Origin of the sequence: Pseudomonas monteilii (genome assembly GCA_001534745.1) — a bacterium.
Classification (GTDB): Bacteria; Pseudomonadota; Gammaproteobacteria; order Pseudomonadales; family Pseudomonadaceae; genus Aquipseudomonas; species Aquipseudomonas alabamensis.
The window spans coordinates 2,276,266-2,302,373 of the sequence record CP013997.1 but is presented as its reverse complement, the minus strand read 5'-3'; the positions used below and the strand labels follow the sequence as shown (position 1 = coordinate 2,302,373).

Annotated in this window: 4 protein-coding genes; 1 reads left to right on the top strand and 3 read right to left on the bottom strand. The window is 70.1% G+C overall.

The genetic code is table 11. The features are described from left to right. Positions 1–26: 26 nt before the first annotated feature. From APT63_09830 to APT63_09820, 3 genes are read right to left on the bottom strand one after another with little or no spacing between them, the layout of a single operon-like run. Positions 27–998: an SAM-dependent methyltransferase gene (locus APT63_09830; GenBank protein ID AMA45903.1), complete on the bottom strand. Its 972-nt coding sequence runs from the start codon at positions 996–998 to the stop codon at positions 27–29. Further along, entirely contained in the window at positions 998–2,350 is a 1,353-nt protein-coding gene (locus APT63_09825; protein ID AMA45902.1) for a hypothetical protein, read from the bottom strand. Before APT63_09825 ends, APT63_09830 begins: the two co-directional genes overlap by 1 nt. Positions 2,351–2,369: 19 nt before the next feature. After that, the gene (locus APT63_09820; GenBank protein ID AMA45901.1) at positions 2,370–2,561 is read right to left on the bottom strand and encodes a hypothetical protein; all 192 of its coding nucleotides are present in this window, start codon (positions 2,559–2,561) and stop codon (positions 2,370–2,372) included. Between the two features lie 794 nt (positions 2,562–3,355). On the opposite strand from APT63_09820, the gene APT63_09815 reads away from it, so the two are divergent. Next, a complete protein-coding gene (locus tag APT63_09815; GenBank protein AMA45900.1) occupies positions 3,356–26,095 on the top strand; it encodes a hypothetical protein in 22,740 nt (7,579 codons plus the stop codon). Positions 26,096–26,108 lie beyond the last annotated feature (13 nt).

Here is a 26,108-nt window from a genome sequence, read left to right as displayed (position 1 = left end):
CAGTCATCGAAGGCAGGTCTTTTTCTTCAATGAACGCGCGTCACGGTCAGGCTGACCGCCGCGATACGCTCGACGGCCTCATAGCCGGGTTCCTCGAGCTGCTCGCCGAACACGTCAGGATCGATTTCTTCGTAGGTCCAGCTCCAGGCCTGGCCCTGCAGGCGCTGGCGTACGGCCTCGAGAAACCCATCGCGTCCCTCGACGATGGCAATGCCGGAATACAGCAGCAGGCTGCCCCCCACGCTCAGACGCTCGCACGCTTGCTCGAGGATGCGCAACGACAGGTCACTGCCCAGGTTGCCGCCGCCATGGCGATAGGTACGCTGCTGCTCATCGACCATGTACGGAGGGTTGGCCACGATCAGATCGAAAGTACCCGTGGTGTCGGACAGAATGTCGCTGCGCTGCGCCGTCAGGTTCTTCACGCCGGCCGTGGCGGCGTTGACCTGGGTATAGCGCAACGCCAGCGGGTTGATGTCAACGCCCAGGACCTCGGCATGAGGCACGGACTTGGCGATCAACAGGCCACCGATCCCGCTGCCGCAGCCGATGTCCACGGCCCGCGTGATGTGCTGGTGGTGCGCCTGCACGTGCGCCTGGATGACACGGGCGAAGCGGTAGCTGTCCGGCCCGAAGAACACTGCATCGGTACGGTCGGTCGGGTACCCGGAATGCACCAGCAGCAGATCGTCCAGGGTCGACCAACGCACCTGGCTGCGGAAGGTCTTGCCCTGCTCGGCGAGTACTTCGGCAGCGGCCATCAGCTGCAGGCGGTCGTCATCGAGCAAGTCGAGGGAAAAAGGACGGTTCCACCCGAACACGTCACGCAAGGTGGAGGCTTGCTGGGCGGTGGCACGGGCGTTGTTGCGCTGGTGGGTGACTGGCGTGACGCTGGTGAAGCGATAGCGCGCCTGCTTGAGCCAGTAGGCCAGCTCCAGCAGGGCCGCATCGGTCTGGCTCAGGCCATGATCATGAATCGGGGGGTCGGACAACACCATCAGCAGGGTCTCCCTTCCGCTAGGCCGGTATGGCGAATGTAGTCACGTGTCGCTTGCAGCCCCTCGGGCAAGGCATGCCAGCTGCCGAACATCTGCTCGATCAGTTCCGGGACCGAGGCCTTGCTGGCGCGCGCCGCAGGTGGCTCGTCGATCTTCAACGAGGCCTCCCATTTGCCCGGCATCACTCGGCGTGGCGCCGGACCTTGCCAGTCGGCTGCGATCCAGTCATGCCACAATTGGCGTTCATAGGGGCTGAAGACGCCGAACATGGGGGCGGTCGGACCTTCCAGCAATCGGTAGAAACGACTCTCCATGGGGTCGGCCCCACGGCGGACCCAACGCTGGTTTTCCAGCGCGGTCAGGAAGGCCGACATGCTCTCGCCGGGCGCCAGCCACTGGTTGATGGTGCGGCCTTCGAGGCGGCAATGGTCGGCGTGCATGAACTGGCCGAACACCCGCTTGCGCTCCAGGCTCGCCACCAGTTCACCGTGCAGGTCGAAGGCGCCGATCAACGAGGGCGTGTCGATGCCCAGATCGTTCAGGCGATAGCCCTGGCGTACGCGTTCGTAGAAGGCCTCGGCCTCGTGTGCCGGGCACAGCTGGTGCAGGGCCTCGATGGCCTTGCGCGCATGCCCGCTGGCAGCGTTGTCGATGGTGATGTGCAACTGGAAATAGAACCCGTCGATCCCCAGTTCAGCCAGCTCGTAGGTGGTGATCAACAGGTGCAGCGGAGGCTGTTCATACCCTAGGTTGTAGCCGATGACTTCCGGCAGGAACGCATCGCTGTGCATGCCGAGCGCCAGCTGGATGCCGCCTTGCAGGTAGCGCCCATCGTCCAACGGCACCGCCTCGAGACACCCGAGCCGGCTCATCAGACGTTGGTAGATCGAGACATGATTGCTGCGCAGGTCGCCATCACCCAGCTCTTCGAGGTAGGTACGGATCAGCCCGTGGTAGCGCGGGTCCTGCCAATGCTGCAGCGTGCCATACAGCCAGGCGCCATCGACCAGCTTGGTCGGCGTCACCTGTTGGAGAAAGTAGAGTGCCTGGGAACGATTGGCGAAATAACGTCGGGGTTCGCCGTCCTGGCGGGCCTTGAGGTAGGCGGCATAGGCCGACGCGACACGGGCGGCGTGCCGCGCGGTCCAGTCGTCCAGGCCAGCGGCGGTGTCCGGCAGGTCGTCAGCCATGGCACGCGTGCCTTCCAGCTGCTGGGCGAGCCAGCGCGCGCTGTCGACAGGATGCCCGGCGAGCAGGGCCTGGTAGCGATCCTTGAGCGTGGTGGCGGTCACGGGCACGTTGGCTGGAGCGGCAGTTCGGGCGGTGGTCGCCTTGCGGGTCATGACGGTCATGGGGCGGCCCTCTTGGACTTCAATGATCTTGTTCTGAGGAAGACGTTGGTTCGGTTTCGGCCGTAGGGCTCGTGATCGGCTTGTCGGGTTGCTTCATCAGCAGGGAGGGTTTGCTCTGGTCGGCATCCTTGGCCGGGTGGTCGGTGCGGTCGAAGCAGCCGCTCAACAGGACCAGCGTGGTCGACAGGCAAAGGATCGGGAGGGTGCGCATGAGGGTGCTCCTTGAGATCGACAACGCGCGGCGTCACAGGCAGGCGCCGCGCGTCGCACGTTTAGGATCGACCGCCTTTGCGTCCGGATTCCGAAGACTTGTCGTGAGAAGTCCCGGAGGCCTTCCCGCCTTTCTTGCCGGCTTCGGAAGCCTTCTCGCGGTCGTTTGCGAAGTTGTTGCCACTACCTTTCTGACCGCTACCGCTCTGGCTACCGCCTTGCTTGTTACTGGCCATGATCGTTCACCTCATGAGGGTTATAGGACACGGGCTTCGCACCGTGCATAGGTTCCGATCGACACGTTCGCAATAGATTCGATTTTTCTGTACCCGCTCGGATCAGCGGTCGAGAGGGTTGCCGAACGGGCGCTGAGCGTTGCCACAGGGTGCTGCGTTGTACTTTCCTCATCCCGTTTGCCCCATCAGATGGTGGCACTGTGCCTGCTACTGCATCGAATAGACATGAACGTGCCAATTTTTCGACAGAAGCGCTCCTCCGACGAACGGTGTACTGCTTGCACCACACCGGTGTAACGCAATGTTTACAGTAGGTTATGGGATCCAATGCACCATCCTGGTGCGCTTTTTGACCCCCGGTCGAGTTTTTGACACCCCATCCGGCGATAACCGCCGAGCTATACCCCTTTTCAGCCATAGGGCCACAGATCGCTTGCTGACGTCAGGGACGTGCACGGCGCTCTTCTTTCGGTAAAGACACGACACCTTTTGCCGACCGTGCTGGAAGAGTCGCCTGGCCTGACCTCAGCGGTACTCGAGGAATGGAACAGGAGTTGTCATGGAAAACATCGTCGTCGCCGATAAAGCCACATCACAGATCAGCAACCTGCAGGGCAATTCCGTTCAACTCAGCGGCCCCGGCGTGGTGCAGATGCCCGTCTCGCCGTCCCAGGTCGCGTCGGTCAGTCGCAGTGGGCAGGACCTCACGATCAACCTGAAGTCGGGTGAGCGCATCCACATCGGCAACTTCTTCACCGCCGATGCCGAAGGCAACCAGAGCGATATCGTGTTCACCGGCGACGACGGTGTCATGTGGCAGGCCCAATACAGCACCGAGCCCTTCGACGGCTTCACCTTCAACGAAGTCGACTCGCTCGATGAGTTGCTGGCGAGCAACGACGTGATTTCCGCCAACCAGACCTTCGCTTTCGCCGGCCTTGGCCTGCTCGGCGCCGGGGGCGCAGCCGCCGCCGCTGGTGGTGGGGGCGGCGGTGGTGGTGGTGGTGGTGGTGGCGGTACGCCGACGCCCGTGACCCCGACGGCACCAGCCAATCTGGGGTTGTCGGCGGATGGCCTGTCACTAACCGGGACCGGCATCCCGGGCGCGACCGTGAACGTGCGTGGCCCGGACGGCACCTTGCTGGGCAGCACAGTGGTCGGCGCCGATGGCAACTTCACCGTGCCGCTCGACACGCCGCAGAACAACGGCCAGACAGTGGTGGTCGACCAAACCGACCCGACGGGCGCTACCTCCGACCCTGTCGTCATCACCGCGCCCGACACCCAGGCGCCTGCCGCCCCCGCCAACCTGCAACTGAGCACCGACGGCCTGACCCTCACCGGGACCGGCGAGCCGGGCGCCACCGTCACCGTACGGGGCGCCGATGGCAGCGTGCTGGGCACGGCCGTGGTGGCCGCCGACGGGACGTTCAGCATCGGCCTGAGCGCACCGCAGCTCAATGGCCAGACCTTGACGGTCGATCAGACCGACGCGGCGGGCAATGTCTCCGCCGACGCATCGCTGACCGCCGCCGACGTGACCCCACCCGCCGCGCCGGCCAACCTGGCCGTCAGCGCCGATGGTCTGTCGCTCAGTGGTACCGGCGAGCCAGGCGCCACGGTCACCGTGCGCGGTCCCAACGGCGCTGTGCTCGGCACGGCCGTGGTCGGTGCCGATGGCACCTTCAGCGTGCCCCTGGGCGCTGCCCAGACCAATGGCCAGACCTTGAGCGTCGAGCAGACGGATGCCGCTGGCAACGTCTCGCCGACCGCCTCGGCCCTTGCCCCAACGGGTGTGGATGCGCCTCCTGCACCGACAGCCCTGGCGCTGAGCGCCGACGGGCTGACCCTCACCGGCCGGGGCGAACCCGGCGACACGGTGACCGTCCGCAGCGCCAATGGCGCCGTGCTGGGCACCGCAGTGGTGGCGGCTGACGGCACCTTCAGCGTGTCCCTGGGCAGTGCGCAGCTCAACGGCGAAACCCTGAGCGTGGTCCAGGCCAATCCCGAAGGCCTCACCTCGCCCGCCGCCACCTTCGTCGCCGCCGACGTCACAGCGCCTGCCGCGCCCACCGGCCTGCAAGTCGGCGATGATGGCCTGACGCTGACTGGTACTGGCGAGCCGGGGGCCACGGTCACCGTACGTGGCCCTGACGGCAGTGTGCTGGGCACCGCCATCGTCGCGGCCAATGGCAGCTTCACGGTCACCCTCGGCAGCGCCCAGCTCGACGGCCAGGCCTTGACCGTCACCCAGACCGATGCGGCCGGCAACACCTCCGCCGGCGCCGTGGCGACCGCACCGACCGGCGTGGACGCGCCACCTGCACCCGCCGACTTGGCCCTGAGCGCCGATGGCCTGACCCTGAGCGGGACCGGCCAGCCTGGCAACACGGTCACGGTCCGGGCGGCCGACGGCAGCGTGTTGGGTACCGCCGTGGTGGGTGCCGACGGCACCTTCACCCTCACCCTGGCGACCGCCCAGCTCAACGGCGAAACCCTCTCTGCCGTGCAGACCAATGCAGCCGGCCTCACCTCCACCGCCACGGCCTACACCGCCGCCGATGTCACCGCCCCTGACGCCCCGACCGACGTGCAGGTGGCCAACGATGGCCTGAGCCTGAGCGGCCGTGGTGAGCCAGGCGCCACCGTCACCGTGCGCGATGCCAATGGCGTCATCCTGGGCACGGCCGTGGTTGCGGCCGACGGCACCTTCACCGTGGCATTGGGCACGGCCCAACTCGACGGCCAGCAGCTGAGCGTCGAACAGACCGATGCCGCCGGCAACGTGTCGCCCGTGGTCTCGGCCTCGGCGCCCATCGGTGCCGACGCCCCTGACGCCCCCACGAACCTGGCCCTCAGCGCCGACGGCCTGACCCTGAGCGGCGTCGGCGAGCCGGGCAACATCGTCACGGTGCGCGGCGCCGACGGTTCGGTCCTGGGCACCGCCGTGGTCGGGGCCGACGGCACCTTCGCCGTCACCCTGGCCACGGCCCAGCTCAATGGCGAAACCCTTTCGGCCGTGCAGGCCAACGCCGCCGGTGCGACCTCCCCCTCTGCGTCCTACACCGCTGCCGACGTGACCGCGCCGGATGCGCTCGACGACCTGCAGCTGGCGGCCGATGGCGTGACGCTGACCGGTACCGGCGAGCCCGGGGCTACCGTCAACGTTCGCGATGCCTCGGGCAGCCTGCTCGGCAGCACCGTGGTGAATGCCGATGGCACTTTCACCCTTACTCTCAACAGCGCCCAGCTGAACGGGCAGACCTTGTCGGTAGAGCAGACCGACCGTGCTGGCAACACGTCGGTGTCGAGCGAAGTGGTGGCCGCCGACGTGACCGCGCCTGCTGCCCCTGCCAACGTTTCGGTGGCAGGCGATGGCCTGAGCCTGAGCGGGACTGGCGAGCCGGGCGCCACCGTCACCGTCCGTGACGCCAATGGCGCCGTCCTGGGCACGACGGTCGTCGCGGCCGACGGCACCTTCACCGTCGACCTGGGCACCGCGCAACTCGAAGGCCAGCCGCTGAGCGTCGAGCAGACCGATACCGCCGGCAACGTGTCGCCGACTACCGCAGCCTTCGCGCCCATCGGTGCCGATGCCCCTGATGCCCCGACCGACCTTGCCTTGAGCGCCGACGGCCTAACGCTGTCCGGTGTCGGTCAACCGGGCGCCACGGTCACCGTCCGCGGTGCCGACGGCAGCGTGCTGGGCTCTGCAGTGGTCGGTGCCGACGGCACTTTCGCCGTCACGCTAAGCACCGCGCAGCTCAACGGCGAAACCCTGACGGCCGTCCAGGCCGATGCCAATGGCGCCACCTCGCCATCGGCCTCCTACACCGCCGCCGACGTGACCGCGCCGCAATCGCCAGGCGACGTGCAACTGGCGGCCGATGGCGTGACCCTCACCGGCACCGGCGAACCAGGCGCTACGGTCAACGTCCGCGACGCCTCAGGCACGCTGCTCGGCAGCGCCATCGTGGGCGCCGACGGCACCTTCAGCGTGACGCTGAGCAGTGCGCAACTGAACGGCCAGACCCTGTCCGTGGACCAGGTCGATCGCGCCGGCAATGCCTCCGCAACCGTCGAGGTGCAGGCCGCGGACGTGACCGCACCGTCAGCGCTGACCAGCGTATCCGTGTCGAACGATGGCCTGAGCGTGAGCGGCATCGGTGAGCCAGGCGCTACCGTGACCGTGCGTGATGCCACGGGTGCCGTCCTGGGCACCGCCGTGGTGGCCGCCGATGGCACCTTCACCGTGGACCTGGGCGCGGCCCAGCTCGACGGTCAGCAACTGAGCCTCCAACAGACCGACGCGGCCGGCAACGTCTCTCCCGTCGTGTCAGCGTTCGCACCGGTCGGCGCCGATGCGCCTGACGCCCCGACGAACCTGGCGCTGAGCGCCGATGGCCTGACCCTCTCCGGTGTCGGCCAGCCGGGGGCTACGGTCACCGTCCGTGGCGCCAATGGCGACGTCCTGGGCACCGCGACGGTCGGTGCCGACGGCACCTTCGCCGTCACCTTGAGCGCCGCACAGCTCAATGGCGAAACCCTCACGGCCGTCCAGGCCGATGCCACGGGCGCCACCTCGCCGTCGGCGTCCTACACCGCGGCCGACGTGACCGCGCCCCAGCCCCCGAGTGACCTGCTGCTCGCAGCCGACGGCGTGACGCTGACCGGCACCGGCGAACCGGGCGCTACCGTCACGGTGCGCGATGCCTCGGGCAGCGTGCTCGGCACCGCCGTGGTCGCGGCGGACGGCACCTTTAGTGCAACGCTGAGCAGCCCGCAACTGGGCGGCCAGACCCTGTCCGTCGAGCAGACCGATCGCGCCGGCAATGCCTCGGCCAGCGTCGAGCTGCCGGTCGCGGACGTGACCGCGCCCTCGGCGCCGGGCAATGTCGTGGTCGCAGGCGACGGCCTGAGCGTCAGCGGCACCGGTGAGCCGGGCGCCACCGTCACGGTCCGGGATGGCAATGGCGCCGTGCTGGGCACCGCCGTGGTGGCGGCCGACGGTACCTTCACCGTGGACCTCGCAGCCGCGCAGCTCGACGGTCAGTCATTGACCCTCGACCAGACCGACGCCGCCGGCAACGTCTCGCCGACCACCACCGCCCTTGCGCCCATCGGTGCCGATGCGCCCGACGCGCCTGCAGGGCTGACCCTGAGTGCCGATGGCCTGACCTTGTCCGGCACCGGCGAGGCCGGCAACACCGTGACCGTACGTGCCGCCGACGGTACCGTGCTGGGCACGGCCACCGTGGGCGCCGACGGCACCTTCGCCGTGACCCTGTCCAGCGCGCAGCTCAACGGTGAAACCCTGACCGCCGTGCAGGCCAACGCCGATGGCGCCACCTCGCCATCGGCCTCCTACACCGCCGCCGACGTGACCGCGCCGGAGGCACCGGCAGGCCTGACCTTGACTGCCGATGGCCTGACCGTGACCGGCACCGGCGAACCCGGCGCCACCGTGACCGTCCGTGGCGCCAATGGCAACGTCCTGGGCACCGGAACGGTCGCCACCGATGGTACCTTCAGCGTCATTCTGGGCAGCGCCCAGCTGGACGCGACCACCTTGTCGGTCACCCAGGCCGACGCCGCGGGCAATGCCTCCCCGGCCAGCGAGCTGGTCGTGGCCGACGTCACCGCGCCGGCCGCGCCGACTGCGTTGCAGGTGTCTGCCGATGGCCTGAGCCTGAGTGGCCTGGGCGAACCTGGGGCGACCGTCACCGTCCGCGACGCCACAGGCGCCATCCTGGGCACCGCCGTGGTGGGCGCCAACGGCGCCTTCACCGTCACGCTGGGCAGCGCACAACTGGAAGGCCAGACACTGACTGCCGAGCAGGCCGATGTGGCCGGCAACGTCTCGCCAACGGCCTCGGCCCTTGCGCCGGTTGGGGCCGATGCCCCCGAAGCCCCTGCCGGCCTGGCGCTCAGCGCCGATGGTCTGACCCTGTCCGGCACGGGGGAGCCGGGCGACACCATCACTGTCCGGGGTGCCGATGAGCAGATCCTGGGCCGCGCCGTGGTCGGTGCCGATGGCCGCTTCAGCGTGACCCTGGGCAGCGCCCAGCTCAACGGCGAGACGCTGAGCGTGGTGCAGACCAACCCCGCTGGCGCCAGTTCGCCGTCCACGGCGTTGGTCGCGGCCGATGTCACCGCACCGCAGGCCGTGACCGGCCTGCAACTGGCGGACGACGGCCGTACCCTCACCGGCCTGGGCGAACCCGGCGCACGGGTGACCGTCCGTGATGCCACGGGTGCGGTCCTGGGCATCGCCACCGTCGCCGCCGATGGCACCTTCAGCGTGCCGCTTGGCAGCGCCCAGCAGAATGGCCAGGCCTTGTCCGTGGTGCAGGCCGATGCTGCGGGCAACGCTTCGCCCGCCACGTCGCTGGCGGCGCCGGACGTCACCGCGCCCGTTGCGCCGGCCGCCCTGCAGCTGGCAGCCGATGGCGTGACCCTCACCGGTACCGGCGAGCCGGGCGCGACCGTCAACGTGCGTGATGCCCAAGGCACCGTGCTCGGCACCGGCCTGGTCGGTGCCGACGGCACCTTCAGCCTGACGCTCACGCGCCCACAGCTGGATGGCCAGAATTTGACCGTCCAGCAGACCGATGCAGCCGGCAACCTGTCGCCGGTCACGCCGCTGATCGTCGCCGACCTGACCGCACCGACCGCGCCGACCCAACTGAGCGTGGCCAGCGACGGCCTGAGCCTGAGCGGTCGTGGTGAAGCCGGCGCCACGGTGAACGTGCGCGCGGCCGACGGCACCCTGCTCGGCAGCGCCACGGTCGCGGCCGACGGCACCTTTACCGTCGCCCTCGATACCGCACAGCAGCAAGGCCAGCCGCTGAGCGTCGAGCAGATCGATGCGGCCGGCAACGTCTCGCCCAGTGCGTCGGCCTTCGCCCCGCAAGGTGCGGATGCTCCCGATGCGCCCACGGCCCTGGCCCTGAGCAGCAACGGCCTGATCCTGACCGGCAGCGGTGAAGCCGGTGCCACGGTGACCGTGCGCACGACCGACGGCCGTGTCTTGGGCACTGCCCTCGTCGGCACCGACGGGACGTTCAGCGTCACCTTGGACACGGCGCAGCTCAATGGTGAAACCCTCGACGTACGCCAGGCCACGGCCGGCGGTACCTCACCGTCCACGGCCCTGATCGCGGCCGACGTGACCGCGCCTGCCGCGCTCGCTGACCTGCAACTGAGCACCGATGGCCGTACCGTCACCGGCACCGGTGAGGCCGGTGCCACCGTCACCGCACGTGCTGCCGATGGTCGTCTGCTCGGTAGCGCCCGGGTCGCCGACGATGGCACCTTCCGCCTGACGCTGAGCACACCGCAACTCGATGGCCAGGCCCTGTCGCTGAGCCAGGCCGATGCGGCCGGCAATGCCTCGCCCAACGTGGTGCTCGACGCACCTGATGTTACTGCGCCGTCTGCACCAACCGACGCCGTCTTGAATGCCGAAGGCCGTGTGGTCAGCGGACGCGGCGAACCCGGCGCCACGGTCACGGTGCGGGCCGCCGATGGCACCGTCCTGGGCACTGCCGTGGTCGCGGCCAACGGTGTCTTCGACGTCACCCTGGACGTGCCGCAACGCGCCGGCCAACGCCTCACCCTGGAGCAGACCGACGCCGCCGGCAACACCTCGGCGGTCAGCAACCTGAGCGCCGCCGACACCACCGCGCCCTTGGCGCCGAGCAACCTGCAAGTGGCCGCCGACGGCCTGAGCCTGACCGGTACCGGCGAGCCCGGCGCGCGCATCGAGGTGCGCAGCGCCGACGGCAGCCTGCTGGGCAGCGCCGTGGTCGCGGCGGACGGCACCTTCAGCGTCAGCCTCGGCGCCGCCCAGTTGGCCGGCCAGGTGCTGAGCGTGTCGCAGACCGACACGGCCGGCAACCTCTCCCCGGTCGTCTCGGCCACCGCGCCGACAGGGGCCGATGCCCCGGCCGCGCCTGCCGGCCTGCAACTGAGCGAAGATGGCCTGACCTTGACCGGGACCGGCGAGGCCGGTGCCACCGTCACGGTCCGGGATGCCAATGGCGCCGTACTCGGCACCGCGGTGGTCGGTGCCAATGGCGCCTTCAGCCTGACACTGGGCAGCGCCCAGCTTGACGGCGAAGAACTGCGTGTCACCCAGACCGCCGATGGGCAGACCTCGGCCTCGATCTCCCTGACCGCGCCTGACGTCACCGCACCGGGCGCACCCACCGGCCTGGCGCTCGGCGCCGATGGCCTGACGCTGACCGGGACCGGCGAACCTGGCGCCACGGTCACCGTGCGCGACGCCGAGGGCCGCTCCCTGGGCAGCGCACAGGTGGCCGCCGACGGCAGCTTCCGGATCACTTTGGACAGCCCGCAGCTCAACGGCCAGACCCTTCAGGTCGAGCAGCTCGACCGTGCCGGCAACCTGTCCACGACGACGCCGCTGACCAGCGCCGACGTCACCGCCCCCGTCGCACCGACCGCGCTGCAGGTGGGCACCGATGGCCTGACCCTGACCGGTCGTGGTGAGGCCGGTGCCACCGTCACCGTGCGCGGGCCCGACGGTGCCGTGCTGGGCAGCGCACAGGTCGGTGCCGACGGCACCTTCAGCGTGACACTGAGTGCAGCGCAACGGGCCGGTCAGGCCCTTGCCGTCGAGCAGGCCGATGCCGCGGGCAATCTGTCGCCGGCCGCAACGGCCTATGCGCCCCAGGCCCCTGTCGATGGCCAAGCGCCGGCTGCACCCGGCAACCTGCAGATCAGCGCCGACGGCCTGACCTTGCGCGGCACCGGTGAAGCCGGCGCGACCGTGACCGTGCGCGGTGCGGACGGCGGCCTGCTCGGCACCGCCGTGGTCGCGGCCAATGGCACCTTCAGCGTGCCCCTGGGCAACGCTCAGCTCGACGGCCAGACCCTGACCGTGGTGCAGACCGATGTCGCGGGCAACAGCTCCCCCTCCAATGCCCTGGCCGTTCCGGACGTCAGCGCCCCCGTGGCACCGACGGGCCTGCAAGTGGGCAGCGATGGCCTGAGCCTGAGCGGCACCGGCGAAGCGGGCGCCACGGTGACCGTGCGCAGCGTGACCGGGGCTCTGCTGGGCACCGCGGTGGTGGCCGATGACGGCACCTTCGTCGTCACCCTCAATGCCGCCCAGGTGGAGGGCCAGACGCTCGACGTGACCCTGACCGACCGTGCCGGCAACGTGTCGCTGGCCGCGTCGACCACAGCGCCGATCGGCCCCGACGCACCGGAAGCCCCGGGTGGCCTGCAGCTGAGCGCCAACGGTCTGACCCTGTCCGGGACCGGCGAAATCGGCGCCACCGTCACCGTGCGCGCCGCCGATGGCAGCGTGCTGGGCACCGCCGTGGTACGTGCCGATGGCACCTTCAGCGTGCCCCTGAGCGCGCCGCAACTTGACGGCCAGACCCTGACCGTCGCCCAGGCCGATGCCCAGGGCAACACCTCGCCGTCGATCGAACTCATCGTCGCCGACATCACCGCCCCCGTGGCGCCGACCAACCTGCAGGTGAGCAGCGACGGCACCACCTTGAACGGCACCGGCGAGGTCGGTGCCACCGTCACCGTGCGTGGCCCGAACGGGGCCGTGCTCGGCACTGCCGTGGTCGGCGCCGACGGTACCTTCAGCGTGCCGCTGGCCACGACGCAGACCGGTGGTCAGAGCCTGTCGGTGCAACAGGCCGACGCCGCCGGCAACCTCTCGGGCAGCGTGCAAGCCACGGCGCCGTCCGGTGCAGGCGCTCCGCCCGCGCCAGTCGGGCTGCAACTGAGCGACAACGGCCTGACCCTGACCGGGACCGGTACGCCCGGCACCCTGGTCACGGTCCGCGGCCCCACCGGGGCGACCCTCGGCAGCGCCGCCGTGGCCGCCGACGGCTCCTTCGTGGTCAACCTCGGCAGCGCCCAGCTCAACGGTGAGCGCCTCACCGCCGTGCTGACCAATGCCGCAGGCAACGCCTCGCCGTCGGCCGACCTCACCGCCCCGGACGTCACCGCCCCGGCAGCGCCCACCGACCTGGCCATCGACACCACCGGCCTGGTCCTGACCGGCGCCGGCGAACCTGGCGCCCAGGTCACCGTGCGCGCCGCCGACGGCAGCACGCTGGGCACGGCCCTGGTCGATGCCCAAGGCCGCTTCACGGTCGAACTGAACGCCGCGCAGCAGGCCGGTCAGACCTTGTCGGTCGAGCAGACCGACCCGGCCGGCAACCTGTCGGGCGCCGGCACCGCGACCGCGCCATCCAGCCCGGACGCCCCCGAGGCGCCAACCGGCCTGTTCCTGGGTGCCAATGGCAGCACCCTCAATGGCACCGGTCAGGCAGGTGCCACGGTCACCGTGCGCGACGCCGACGGCAACCTGCTCGGCAGCACCGTGGTGGCCGCCGACGGCAGCTTCACCGTGCCGCTGACCCAGGCCCAGCTCGATGGCCAGACCCTGACCGTGGTACAGGATGACGGCGCGGGCAACGTTTCGCCGTCCACCACCGTGCAGGCCAATGACGTCACCGCACCGGTGGCTGCCACCGCCGTGCAGGTCAGCGCCGATGGCGTCACGCTGTCCGGTACTGGCGAAGCCGGTGCCACCGTGACGGTGCGCGGCCCGGGCGGCGTGCTGCTGGGCACCGCCGTGATCGCCGCCGACGGCAGCTTTAGCGTGCCGCTGGGCACGCCACAGACCGATGGCCAGACCCTCTCGGTCACCTTGACCGACCCTGCCGGCAACGTGTCGCCGCGCATCACCGCCCAGGCGCCGGACGGCACCCAGGCACCTGCCGCGCCGGCCGCCTTGCAGCTGAGCGAGGATGGGCTGACCTTGAGCGGTACCGGTGCAGCCGGGACCACCGTCAGCGTACGGGGGACCGACGGCACCTTGCTGGGCAGCGCCACGGTCGGGACCGATGGCCGCTTCAGTGTCGAGCTGGGCAGCGCCCAGCGCGATGGCGAAACCCTCAACGTGGTGCTGACCGACGCGGGCGGCAATGCTTCGCCCTCCACCGCCGTGGTCGCCGCCGACAGCTCCGCGCCGGGCCTGCCGACCGACCTGCAAGTGACCGGCGATGGCCTGAGCCTCACCGGCACTGGCGAGATCGGCGCCACGGTCACCGTGCGCGATGCCGACGGCACCGTGCTCGGCACGGCCGTGGTGGCTGCCGATGGACGCTTCGAGGTGCCCCTGGGTACCGCGCAACAGGACGGCCAGACCCTGTCGGTCACCTTGACCGATACGGCCGGCAACACGTCGGCACCCGGCGCGGCCAGCGCACCGGCCGGTGCCGACGCGCCAGCAGCACCTGACGCCCTGCAACTGAACCTGGCCGGCACCGCCCTGAGCGGGACCGGTGTCGCCGGCGCCACGGTCACCGTGCGCGCTGCCGATGGCAGCGTGCTGGGCACCGCCACGGTGGCCGGCGACGGGACCTTCAGCGTCGACCTGGCCTCGCCACAGCTGGACGGCGAAGTCCTCAGCGTGACCCAGGCCACGGCTGACGGCACCTCGCCGTCGGTGCCGTTCACCAGCTCCGACGTGACGCCACCGGCTGCGCCGACCGACCTGGTCTTCAACGACGACGGCACCCGTCTTACCGGCACGGCCGAGGCCGGTGCCACCGTCCAGGTGCGCGGGCTGGGCAACAGCGTGCTAGGCACGGCGGTCGCCGCCGCCGATGGCAGCTTCACCCTGGTCCTGTCGCCGGCCCTGAACCCCGGCCAGAGCGTGTCGGTGATCGCTACCGACACCGCTGGCAACGCGTCGACGCCGGCAGCGGTCACCGCTCCGGGCACGCCGACTGACACCGTCGCGCCAGATGCGGCCGCGAACGTGGCGATCAACGCCAACGGCAACCTGATCACTGGCAGCGGCGAAGTCGGCACCTTGGTCACCGTCACCAATGGGGCGGGCGTGCTGCTCGGCACCAGCGTCGTGGGCAGCGATGGGGCGTTCGCCGTGGTGCTGACACCCGCCCAGGACATCGGCCAACCCTTGAGCGTCACCTTGACCGACCTGTCGGGCAACGTCTCGACCGCCACCGCGTTGCTGGCCCCCAACCTGATCCAGCCGCAGGCACCGGCCGACCTGGCGGTGTCTGCGGACGGCGCCTTCCTCACCGGCCGCGCCACGCCCGGTCTGCGCATCTTCGTGCGCAGCTTCGGTGGGCGCCTGCTCGGCTCGGCGGTGACCGCGGTGGACGGCACCTTCGTGGTCAGCCTTTCGCCCGGCCAGACCGATGGCCAGGCCCTCGACGTCACGGCCGTCGATGCTCGGGGCAACGTCGCCCCTGGCGAAACGCTCGCCGCACCAGACCTCACGCCACCGGCCGCGGTCACCGCCCTGGTGATTAGCCCCGATGGCGCCAGCCTGGCCGGCAAGGGCCAGGTCGGGGCCGCGGTGACCGTCCGCGATCAGGCCGGTACGGTCCTGGGCACCAGTACCGTGGATGACACGGGCGGCTTCCGGGTCGATCTGGCACCCCCACTGGCCGAAGGCCAGGCCGTGACGGTGGTGCAGGTCGATGCCTCGGGCCTGGCGTCCGATGAAGCCTCGGCCGAAGCGCCAGGCATCGATGCGCCGACCCCGGCCACGGGCGTGACCATCGATGCCCAGGGCACGACCGTCACCGGCACCGGTGCCCCCGGCAGTACTGTGGAAGTCCGTGATGCCGACGGCAACGTGCTCGGCAGCGCCGTGGTCGACGACGATGGCACCTTCAACGTGCCGATCGCCACGGCACAGACCAACGGCCAGGCCCTCAACGTCGTCGTGCTGAACCCTGCCGGTGAATCGCTGCCAACGGCGATCACGGCCACCGACAGCACCCCTCCTGCGCCTGCCGACACCCTGGCGGTCAACCCCAACGGCCTGGTGCTGTCCGGTCAAGGTGAAGCAGGCGCCTCGGTCACCGTGCGCGGGGCCGATGGCGCCATCATCGCTACCGGCGACGTCGGACCGACGGGCACCTTCTCGATCACCCTGCCCGTGGCGCAGAACCAGGGCGAACGCCTGGAGGTGACGCTCACCGACGCCAGCGGCAATGCCTCAGCGCCTGCGGTGGTCAACGCCCCCGATGTGCTCAACCCCCTGCTGCCAGGCGGCGTGACCCTCGACGCCAGCGGCACACAACTGAGTGGCATCGGCCAGGCCGGCTCGACCATCACCGTTCGCGATGCCGACGGTGCGGTGCTCGGCAGCGCCACGGTCGGTACCGACGGCGTCTTCACGGTGCCGCTGAACACCGCGCAGACCAATGGCGAGTCGCTGTCGGTAATCGGCACCTCGCCAGCCGGCCAGAGCAGCGACCCGGTCAACTTGGTCGCGCCGGACACGACGATACCTGCAGCGGTCACCGACCTCGTGGTCGAGGCGTCCGGCGACCAGCTCAGCGGTCGCGGTGAGCCAGGCGCCCAGGTGGTGGTCCGTGATGACAGCGGCGCCGTGGTCGGCAGCACCACCGTGACCGCCGACGGCAGCTTCGTGGTGCCGCTGACCGCCGCACCGGCGGCTGGCCAGCCGCTGCAAGTGGTGCAGATCGATCCCGCCGGCAACCGCTCCGAACCGGTCCTGGCCGTGGCGGCCGACACCACGCCGCCCGCGGCGCTGGTGGACGTTTCCATCTCCGCAGACGGCTCGATCGCCTCGGGGACGGGCGAAGTCGGTGCCCGTGTCGAGGTCTTCGCCGAAGGCCAGCGCGTGGGCACCGGCCAGGTCGGCGACAATGGCCGCTTCCAGATCACCCTGACGCCGGTTCAGGCCAATGGCCAGGCACTGACCCTCACCCAGACCGACGCCGCCGGCAACGTGTCGCCTGAAGTCAACGTCAACGCCCCGGACATCCAGGCCCCCGACGCCGTCACCGACCTGGTGCTGGCCGACGATGGCCTGAGCCTGACCGGTGCCGGCGAACCCGGCGCCACGGTCCAGGTGCGCGACACCAGTGGCGCGATCATCGGCACCGGTACGGTGGAGGCCGACGGCCGCTTCGCGCTGACCCTGGACACCGCGCAGCTCAATGGCCAGGCCCTGAGCGTGGCCCAGGTCGATGCCAGCGACAACGTCTCGCCCAGCGTGCCGTTGCAGGCACGCGACATCACCCCACCGGAACCGGTGCAGAACCTGGCCGTGTCCAGCAATGGCGCGACCTTGACCGGTACCGGCGAAGTCGGCGCGCGGGTCACCGTGACCGGCGCCAATGGTGCCGCCCTGGGCAGTGCCACCGTCGCCGCCGACGGCAGCTTCAGCATCGCCCTGGACACGGCCCAGGTCAGCGGCCAGACCCTGACCGTGGTGCAGACCGACGCCGCCGACAACGTCTCGTCTTCGGCCGAGGTCGATGCCCCGGTCGTTCTGCTGGCACAACCGTCGGCCCTGCTCCTGGATGCCACCGGCACCGTGCTCAGCGGCAACGCGGCAGCCGGCGCCACGGTCGAGGTGCGCAGTGCCGATGGCACCCTGCTCGGCCGCGACGTCGTCGCCAATGACGGCACCTTCGACATCACCTTGAACGCCCCGCAACTGGACGGCGAGACGCTGCAAGTCGTGGCCATCGACGGCGACCGCACCTCCCTGCCCGTGGACCTGGTGGCCGACGACACCACGCCACCGGCACCTGTCAGCGCCGTGCAGATCAGCGCCGACGGCGTGACGGTCTCCGGTAACGGCGACCCGGGCAGCCTGGTCACCGTCACCCGTGGCGGCGCGACACTGGGCACCGCCACGGTCGATGACGCGGGTGTCTTCGTGATCACCCTCGATCCACCGGCAATCACCGGCGATGCCCTGTCGGTCGTCGCCCGTGACGAGGCTGGCAACGAGGCCACGGCCGTCGCGCTCGACGGCCCGCTGGGCACGGAGCTGGCACCGCCGACGAACCTGCAGCTGTCCGCCGATGGCCTGACCCTTACCGGCAGCGCGACGGCCGGCGGCTCGGTGACCGTCCTCGGGCTGGGCGGCGTGGTGCTGGGCACCTCGGCGGCGGTCGCGGCCGACGGCACCTTCAGCGTCACCCTGTCGCCTGCGCAGACCAACGGTCAGACCCTCAACGCCAGCGTCACCCTCGGCGATCAGACCTCGGTCTCGACCTCGCTGGTCGCGGCCGACACCACCGCGCCCGAGGCACCGGTCACCACCGTGGTGGCCGCCGATGGCAGCGCGATCAGCGGGCGTGGCGAAGCCGGCGCTTCGGTGCGCGTCACCGATGCCAACGGCACGCTGCTCGGCACGGCCACGGTCAGCCCGGCGGGGGTCTTCACCGTCACCCTGACGCCGGCCCAGGCCAACGGCCAGGCCTTGACGCTGACGCTGACCGACGCCGCCGGCAATGTCTCGGCCGGTACCTCCCTGAACGCGCCGGACATCCAGCCCCCGGCCGCTCCGACCGATGTCGTGCTCAACGCCGCAGGCACCGTGGTCAGCGGCCGTGGCGAGGCCGGCGCGAGTGTCCAGGTGCGCAGTGCCGACGGCACCGTGCTGGCTGATGGCGTGGTCGATGCCAGCGGTGCCTTCCGCGTGACCCTGCCGGCACCGCAGCTGACCGGCGCGACCTTGCGCGTCGAGCTGACCGATGCCGCCGACAACACCTCACCGGCCACGGCCTTGCTCACGCCTGACCGCACGCCACCGGCGGCGGTCACCGACCTCTCGGTCAGCGGCGACGGCAGCGTGCTGGTCGGTCGCGGTGAAGTCGGGGCGCGGGTCGAAGTGCGCGATGCCAGCGGCACCTTGCTCGGCACCGCCACCGTCGCCGCCAGTGGCGACTTCTCGGTCCGCCTTGAACCAGCACCGGCCAATGGCCAGACGGTCGAGGTGGTCCAGGTCGATGCGGCCGGCAACGTCTCCGTCGATGCCCTGGTCAATGCACCGGACATCAGCGCGCCGGCCGCCCTGACCAACGTCGTCATCAACGGCGACGGGCAGATCGTCACCGGCAAGGGCGAACCGGGCGCGACGGTGTTCGTGCGCGGCCTGGACGGCACCGAGCTGGGCTCGGCGTTGGTCAATGCCAACGGCTCGTTCAGCGTCACCCTGAACCCGGCGCAGATCAACGCCGAGCCGTTGACCATCAACCAGGAGGATCCACCCGGCAACGAAGGACCGGCCATCGACCTGATCGCGCCAGACCTGACCCCGCCCGCCGCGCCCAGCGAGCTGGCCCTCAGCGTCAACGGCCTGCAGTTCAGCGGCAGCGCCGAAGCCGGCAGCACCGTCACCGTCAGCGCGTTCGACGGCCGCGTGCTGGGGCGCACCGTGGTCAATGCCACGGGCCGGTTCCAGCTCACCCTGGAGCAGGCACAGCTCGATGGCCAGGTCCTGAGCGTGACGGCGCGCGATGCCGCCGGCAACGTCTCGCCATCGACCCTCCTGACGGCCGTCGACCTCACCGCACCGGGCATTCCGATGGACCTGTCGGTGTCGGTGGATGGCAGCACCCTCAGCGGCCTGGGCGAGCCCGGCGCGCTGATCACCGTGCGCAGTGCCTCGGGCGTGCCTTCGGGCAGCGCCACCGTCACCGCCAACGGCACCTTCAACATTCCGCTGATACCGCCGGTGCAGCCCGGTACGGTCCTCAGCGTGGCGCAGAGCGACGCGGCCGGTAACGTCTCCGGCCCCGTGGTGATCACCGCGCCGGGCGAACTGGCACCGGACACCCCGAGCGATCTGGCCCTGAGCGCCAATGGCCTGGTGGTGACCGGTACCGGCACGCCGGGTTCGAGCATCGCCGTGCATGCGCTCGACGGCCAGTTGCTCGGCGTGGCCCAGGTCAATCCGGATGGCAGCTTCCGGGTGAACCTGACCGCCGCCCAGCTCAATGGCGAGGTCCTCACCGTCAACGCCAGCAACGCCGATGGCATCAATTCGGGCCCCAATCAGCTGATCGCCGCCGACCTCACACCACCGGCCGCCTTGACCGACTACCAACTGTCGCTCGACGGCCTGACCGTGACCGGGCGTGGCGAAACCGGTGCCCGCGTCATCGTCAGCGATGCCAATGGCCTGGACCTGGGCACGGCCGTGGTCGGAGCCGACGGGCGCTTCAGCGTCACCCTCGACACGGCGCAACTCAACGGGCAGACCCTGAGCCTGACCCAGACCGATGGCGCCGGTAACGAATCGGCTGCCGTCACCCTGCTCGCCGCCGACCGTCAGGCGCCGCTGGCGGCGACCGACGTGGCGATCGACCAGACCGGCACGCTGATCACCGGTGTGGGCGAAGCGGGCAGCAGGGTGACGGTCACCAACGCCGCCGGCCTGGTGCTGGGCACGGGCGTGGTGCGGGTCGACGGCACCTTCGCCGTCACCCTGACCCCGCCGCAGATCAACGGCCAGGCCCTGGACGTGACCCTCACCGATGCCGCGGGCAACGTGTCGCCGATCACCGACGCCACGGCCATCGACACCACTGCACCGCTGGCGCTGAGCAACCTGGCGTTCAACGGCACCGGCACCAGCATCACCGGGCGTGGCGAAGCCGGGGCCGTGGTCACGGCACGCAATGCCGCAGGCGACAGCCTGGGCACCGTGGTGGTCGGCGCGACCGGCGCCTTCACCCTGGTCCTCACGACGCCGCAGGCCAATGGCGAGGCCGTCACCCTGGTGCAGGCCGATGCCAGCGGCAACGTCTCGCCGACGTCGAACCTGGTGGCGCCGGACATCACCGCACCGCTGGCCCTGCAGAACGTGGCCATCAACGCCGCCGGCAGCGTGGTCACCGGTACCGGTGAAGCGGGCGCCCAGGTCACCGTGCGCGGCGCCACCGGCACCGTGCTGGGCAGTGGTACCGTGCAGGCCGATGGCAGCTTCGCCATCACCCTGAACACGCCGCAGATCAACCTGCAGGCCCTGAACGTGCAGCAGGCCGACGGCCAGGGCAACCTGAGCCCGATCACCGCCCTCACTGCCCCGGACCTGACGCCGCCGGCCGCCGCCACCAACCTGGCGGTCGCCAGCAACGGCACGGCCCTCACCGGCAGCGCCGAGGCCGGTGCGCAGGTACGTGTCAGCCGGGTCGGTGGCGAGGTCATCGACACGGTGACGGTGGGTGCCAACGGCACCTTCAGCGTCACCCTCACCCCGGCCCTGGTCAACGGCGAAGCGCTCGCGGTGGTGGTCATCGATCCGGCGGGCAACCTCTCGCCGGTCAGCAACCTGACCGTGCCTGACATCACCGCGCCAAACGCGGTGACCGGCCTGGCCATCAACCTGGCCGGTACTCAGCTGTCGGGCCTCGGTGAGGCAGGCGCCACCGTGGAGGTCTTCCGCGGCGCCACCCGCCTGGGCACCGCGACGGTCGATGCCAGCGGCAACTTCGTCGTCACCCTCAGCCCGGCGCAGGTCAACGGTCAGCTGTTGAGCGTGGTGCAGGCCGATGCGGCGGGCAACACCGCCACGGCGGTCAGCCTGACGGCGCCGGACACCACACCGCCTGCGGTGCCGACCAACCTCGCCCTGGCGGCCTCCGGACTGGCCGTGACGGGTGTCGGCGAAGCCGGTGCGCGGGTGCAGGTCACGGCCGCCGACCAGACCGTGCTGGGCGTGGCCCAGGTCGGGGCCGACGGACGTTTCAGCGTCACCTTGTCCAGCGTTCAGGCCAACGGTCAGACCTTGACCGTGCGCCAGGTCGATGCGGCTGGCAACAGCTCGCCAACGGTGGCCTTGCAGGCACCTGACACCACCGCGCCGATCGCCGTCGCCGACCTGACGCTGAGCGTCAACGGCCTGGTGCTGTCCGGCACCGGCGAAGCCGGCGCCACGGTCCGGGTGAACGGGGTCGGCGGCGTACTGGGTACGGCCACGGTAGGTGGCGACGGGACCTTCGCGGTCACCCTGGCCAGCCCGCAGCTCAACGGCCAGGCGTTGTCGCTCGTGCAGGTCGACGCGGCCGGCAACGTGTCGCCGTCGGCGAGCTTGACCGCCCGTGATGTCACGCCACCGGGCGTGCCAGTGATCGAGACGAGCGAGGTCGGCTTCCTCATCGGTACGGCCGAGGCCGGTGCTCGCGTCACCGTGACCACGGCCAGTGGCACGGTGGTCGGCACTGCCGTGGTCGAGGCCAACGGCAGCTTCGCCGTGGTCTACACCACGCCGCAGGAGACCGGCGCGCCCTTGACCATCACGGTCCGTGACGCCGCCAACAACGTCTCCACGCCTCTGGTGATCACCTCGCCGGACGTCACGCCACCGCTGCCGGTGACCGACCTGTCGCTCAACGCAGGCTTCAACCAGCTGTTCGGTCGCGGCGAAGCCGGGGCCACGGTGACGGTGCGAATTGGCAACGGTACCGCGCTTGGCTCTGCCGTGGTCGGTGCCGATGGGACCTTCGTGGTGACCTTGTCGCCTGCGGCGTCGTTCCTGCAGGTGCTCAACGTGACGCAGGTGGATGCGTCGAACAATCCTTCGTCCGTGGCGACCATCACCGTGCCGCTGATTCTGCCGCCGGAAACGCCGACCAACCTGGTCCTGGACCTGGCCGGCACCACGCTGACCGGCCGTGCGACGCCCAACGTGCGGATCGACGTGTTCGGGGCCGATCGCACCACCCTGCTCGGCTCCACCACGGTGGCCGACAACGGCACGTTCAGCGTGCAGTTGAGCGCGCCGCAGACCAACGGCCAGAGCCTGACGGTGACCGCCAACATCGCGCTGGTCGGGCCTTCCTTGCCGGCCATCGTCATCGCCGCCGACACCACGCCGCCGGTGGCCTTGGCCAACGTGTCGCTCAACGGCGCGGGCACGATCGTCAACGGCAGCGGCGAAGCCGGTGCCACGGCCATCATCACCAACGCGGCCGGTGTGGAACTGGGCCGCGCGGTGGTCGGCGCCAACGGTCTGTTCAGCGTGACCTTGAGCAGTGCGCAAACCAACGGCCAGGTGCTGAGCGCCGTGCAGGTCGACGGCGGTGCCAACCGTTCGCCCGTCGTGCAGCTCACCGCCGCCGACACCACCGCGCCCGTGCTGGCCACCAACCTGGCGCTCAACGCGGCCGGCACCCGCCTGACCGGGACCGGCGAGGCCGGTGCAGTGGTGCGCGTCACCAGTGGCACCACCTTGCTGGGCCTGGGCACGGTCGCCGCCGACGGCACCTTCGCCATCACCTTGACGCCACCCCAGACCAATGGTCAGTCCCTGGGCGTGACCCTCACCGATGCGGCCACCAACGTCTCTGGCGTGGCGACTCTGGTCGCGGCGGACACCACGCCGCCGGTAGCGCCGGGCAACCTGGCGCTGGTCGGCAACGGCCTGCAACTGACCGGTACCGGCGAAGCGGGTGCGATCGTCTCGGTCAGCACGGCGGCCGGTGTGGCGCTGGGCAGCGCGCGGGTCGGCGCCGACGGCAACTTCAGCGTCCTGCTGGCCAGCCCGCAGACCAACGGCCAAGTGCTGACGGTGCGGCAGGCCGACGCGGCGGGCAACCTGTCGCCAACGGTCACCACCACGGCCGGTGACACCACGCCACCGGCTTTGGCAGGCAACCTGGCCATTACCGGTAACGGCGTCACCCTGAGCGGGACCGGCGAGGTCGGCGCCCAGGTGACGGTGACCAATGCCGCTGGCCAGACCCTGGGTACCGCGACGGTGGGTGCCACGGGCCAGTTCAGCGTCACCCTGTCGACGCCGCAACTCGATGGGCAGCTGCTCAACGTGCGCCTGACCGATGCCGCGCAGAACGTCTCGGCCCCGGCCGTGATCACCGCGCCGGACACCACCCCACCGGTGGCTCCGGCCAGCGCCACGGTCAACGCCGTGGGCACCCTGGTCAGCGGCACCGGTATTGCCGGTGATCGCATCGTGGTCAAGAACGGCGCCGCCGAGCTGGGCACGGCCGTGGTGGCCGCCAATGGCAGCTGGTCACTGGCACTGAACCCGCCGCTGACCAACTTCCAGGCCCTGACGCTGACCCAGCTGGACGCGGCCGGCAACGTGTCGCCTGCCCTGGTCATCAACGCGCCGGACACGACGCCACCGGTAGCCGCCAGTGGATTGCAGTTGAGCACCGACGGCCTGACCTTGTCCGGGGCCGCCGAGGTCGGCGCCACGGTCAGCGTGCGTGGGCTGGGCGGCACGGTGCTGGGCACGGCGGTGGCGCAAGCCAACGGCAGCTTCAGCGTCGGCCTGCGCGCCGCGCAGATCAACGGTGAGACCCTGACCGTAGTGGTCACCGACGGGCGTGGCAATGCGTCGCCAGCGGCGACCCTGGTGGCGCCGGACATCGACGCCGACCGCCCGGTGGTGGCCAGCGACAACCTGACCACGGCCACGGTGACCCTGGCGCCGGTGACGTCGGTGAGCAACCAGAACGAGACCTTCCCCACGCTGCTCGGCGTGGGCTTCACCCATACCTTCAACTTCACCGTGGCGGCCGGTACCACCGCGAGGCCGACGTTGACCCTGACCAACGCTGGCGTGCTCGACCTGAGCACCCAGGCGACTTACAACCTGCAGGTCAAGGATGCCAGTGGGGTCTGGCAGACCATCGGTACCACCGGCAGCGGCGGCCTGCTCGACCTGCAACTGCTCAGCGGCACCGGCGTGCGCATCAGCGCCGGTACCCTGCAGGCCGGCGAGTACCGCCTGAACTTCGTCAGCAACAGCGTCAGCGTGATCACCAACATCGACTCCAACCTGCGCCTGGACGTCACCAGCCTGACCCAGTTCCAGGGCACGGCGGGCGCGGCGATCACCGGCAACGTGATCACCGACCTGGGCACCGACGGCACGGCCGACATCACCGGCCCGGACAACGGCGCGGTGCTGCGCGTGCAAAGCGGCAGCACCTACGTCAACGCCGGGACCGGCACGGTGGTGCAAGGCCTGTACGGCACCCTGACCCTCGACGGCCAGGGCAACTACAGCTACCGCGCCACCGGTACGGCCAGCAGCGTCGGCAAGGTCGATGTGTTCAACTACCAGCTGGTGCACCCGAACGGCCTGTCCGACACCGCGACGCTCTACGTGCGGATCGACAGCCCGCAGGCGGTGGAGGTCTGGAACAACGCCAACCTGGCGGCCCCGGCCGTGGTGGTCGATGCCACCAACGACCTGGCCAGCACCCGCATCAGCCTGGCCAACCTGGAGACCACCACCACGACCAACCTGGGGACGGTCACCTCGGTCGCGCTCACCGGCGGTTCGGGGCAGTACGGGTTCACCGTCAGCCCCAACACCCTCAGTGACCTGACCCTGACCTTGTCGTCCACCAGCCTGGCCTCGCTGTCTGCCTCGCTCAACCTGAGCCTGTCCAAGCTCAACACGGCGACCGGGCAGTACGTGCTGGTCAAGAGCTGGAACGGCGCGGCCCTGGTCACCTTGGGCGGCGGCAGTCGGGGCGTGATCATCGAAGACCAGACCCCGGGCACCTACCGGGTCAACGTCAGCGTCGGGGGCCTGGCGGTGCTGACCAGCCTCAACGTCAGCCTCACCAACGTGGCCACCTACACCAACCAGTTCGTGGTCGGCAGCTACACGCCGGTGACCGGCAACCTGCTCACCGACACCGCCGGTGGCGGCGCCGACGTGCTCGGTTCGGCCTTCACCACGCTGTCGGTGCTGGCAGCCGCCAACACCTACGTGCAGCCAGGCTACAACGGCACCAGCATCGCCGGAACCTACGGCACCTTGCTGGTCAAGGCCGATGGCAGTTATGCCTACACCTTGAACGCCGGGCTCAGCTCGACGGTGATCGGCCAGACGGACACCTTCACCTACCGCCTGACGCACCCCAACGGCACCAGCGACACCGCCACCCTGACGGTCGGGCTGAACCAGGCCGGTGCGGGCTCTGCGCGCATGGCCCTGGCCAGCGTCGACGACGACACCGCGTTCCACGCGCTGGCGGCGTCGGATGAACACACGCTGCTGGGGACCGACGGCAACGACACGCTCGATGGCAGCCAGGGTGGAGCCATCACGCTCAGCGGTGGCGACGGTGACGACACCTTGATCATCAGCGACCTGGACTTCGTTTCGGTCGATGGCGGCGCTGGCACCGATACCCTGCTCTGGGCCGGTGGCGACGCGGCGATCGACCTGGGCGAACTGCAGGACCGCCTCAGTCACATCGAGGTGATCGACCTGAACGACACCAGCGCCGTGGACCTCACCGTCAGCCTGGCCGACCTGGTCTCGATCACCGACAGCGACGCCGGCACCCTGCTGATCAAGGGCAACGACAAGGACAGCGTGCACTTGTCCGGCGATTGGAAAGCAGATGGCCTACAGGTTGCCGAAGGTCTGACCTACACTCAATACACGCCACAGGAGGATCCGACTCACCAACTCTGGGTACAGAACGGCATACACGTGGTTTGACACAAGGACGGCG

Bases quoted from the DNA above. Each gene is read 5' to 3' on its own strand.
- APT63_09830 (AMA45903.1), bottom strand. From the start codon at position 998: ATGGTGTTGTCCGACCCCCCGATTCATGATCATGGCCTGAGCCAGACC.
- APT63_09820 (AMA45901.1), bottom strand. From the start codon at position 2,561: ATGCGCACCCTCCCGATCCTTTGCCTGTCGACCACGCTGGTCCTGTTG.
- APT63_09825 (AMA45902.1), bottom strand. From the start codon at position 2,350: ATGACCGTCATGACCCGCAAGGCGACCACCGCCCGAACTGCCGCTCCA.
- APT63_09815 (AMA45900.1), top strand. From the start codon at position 3,356: ATGGAAAACATCGTCGTCGCCGATAAAGCCACATCACAGATCAGCAAC.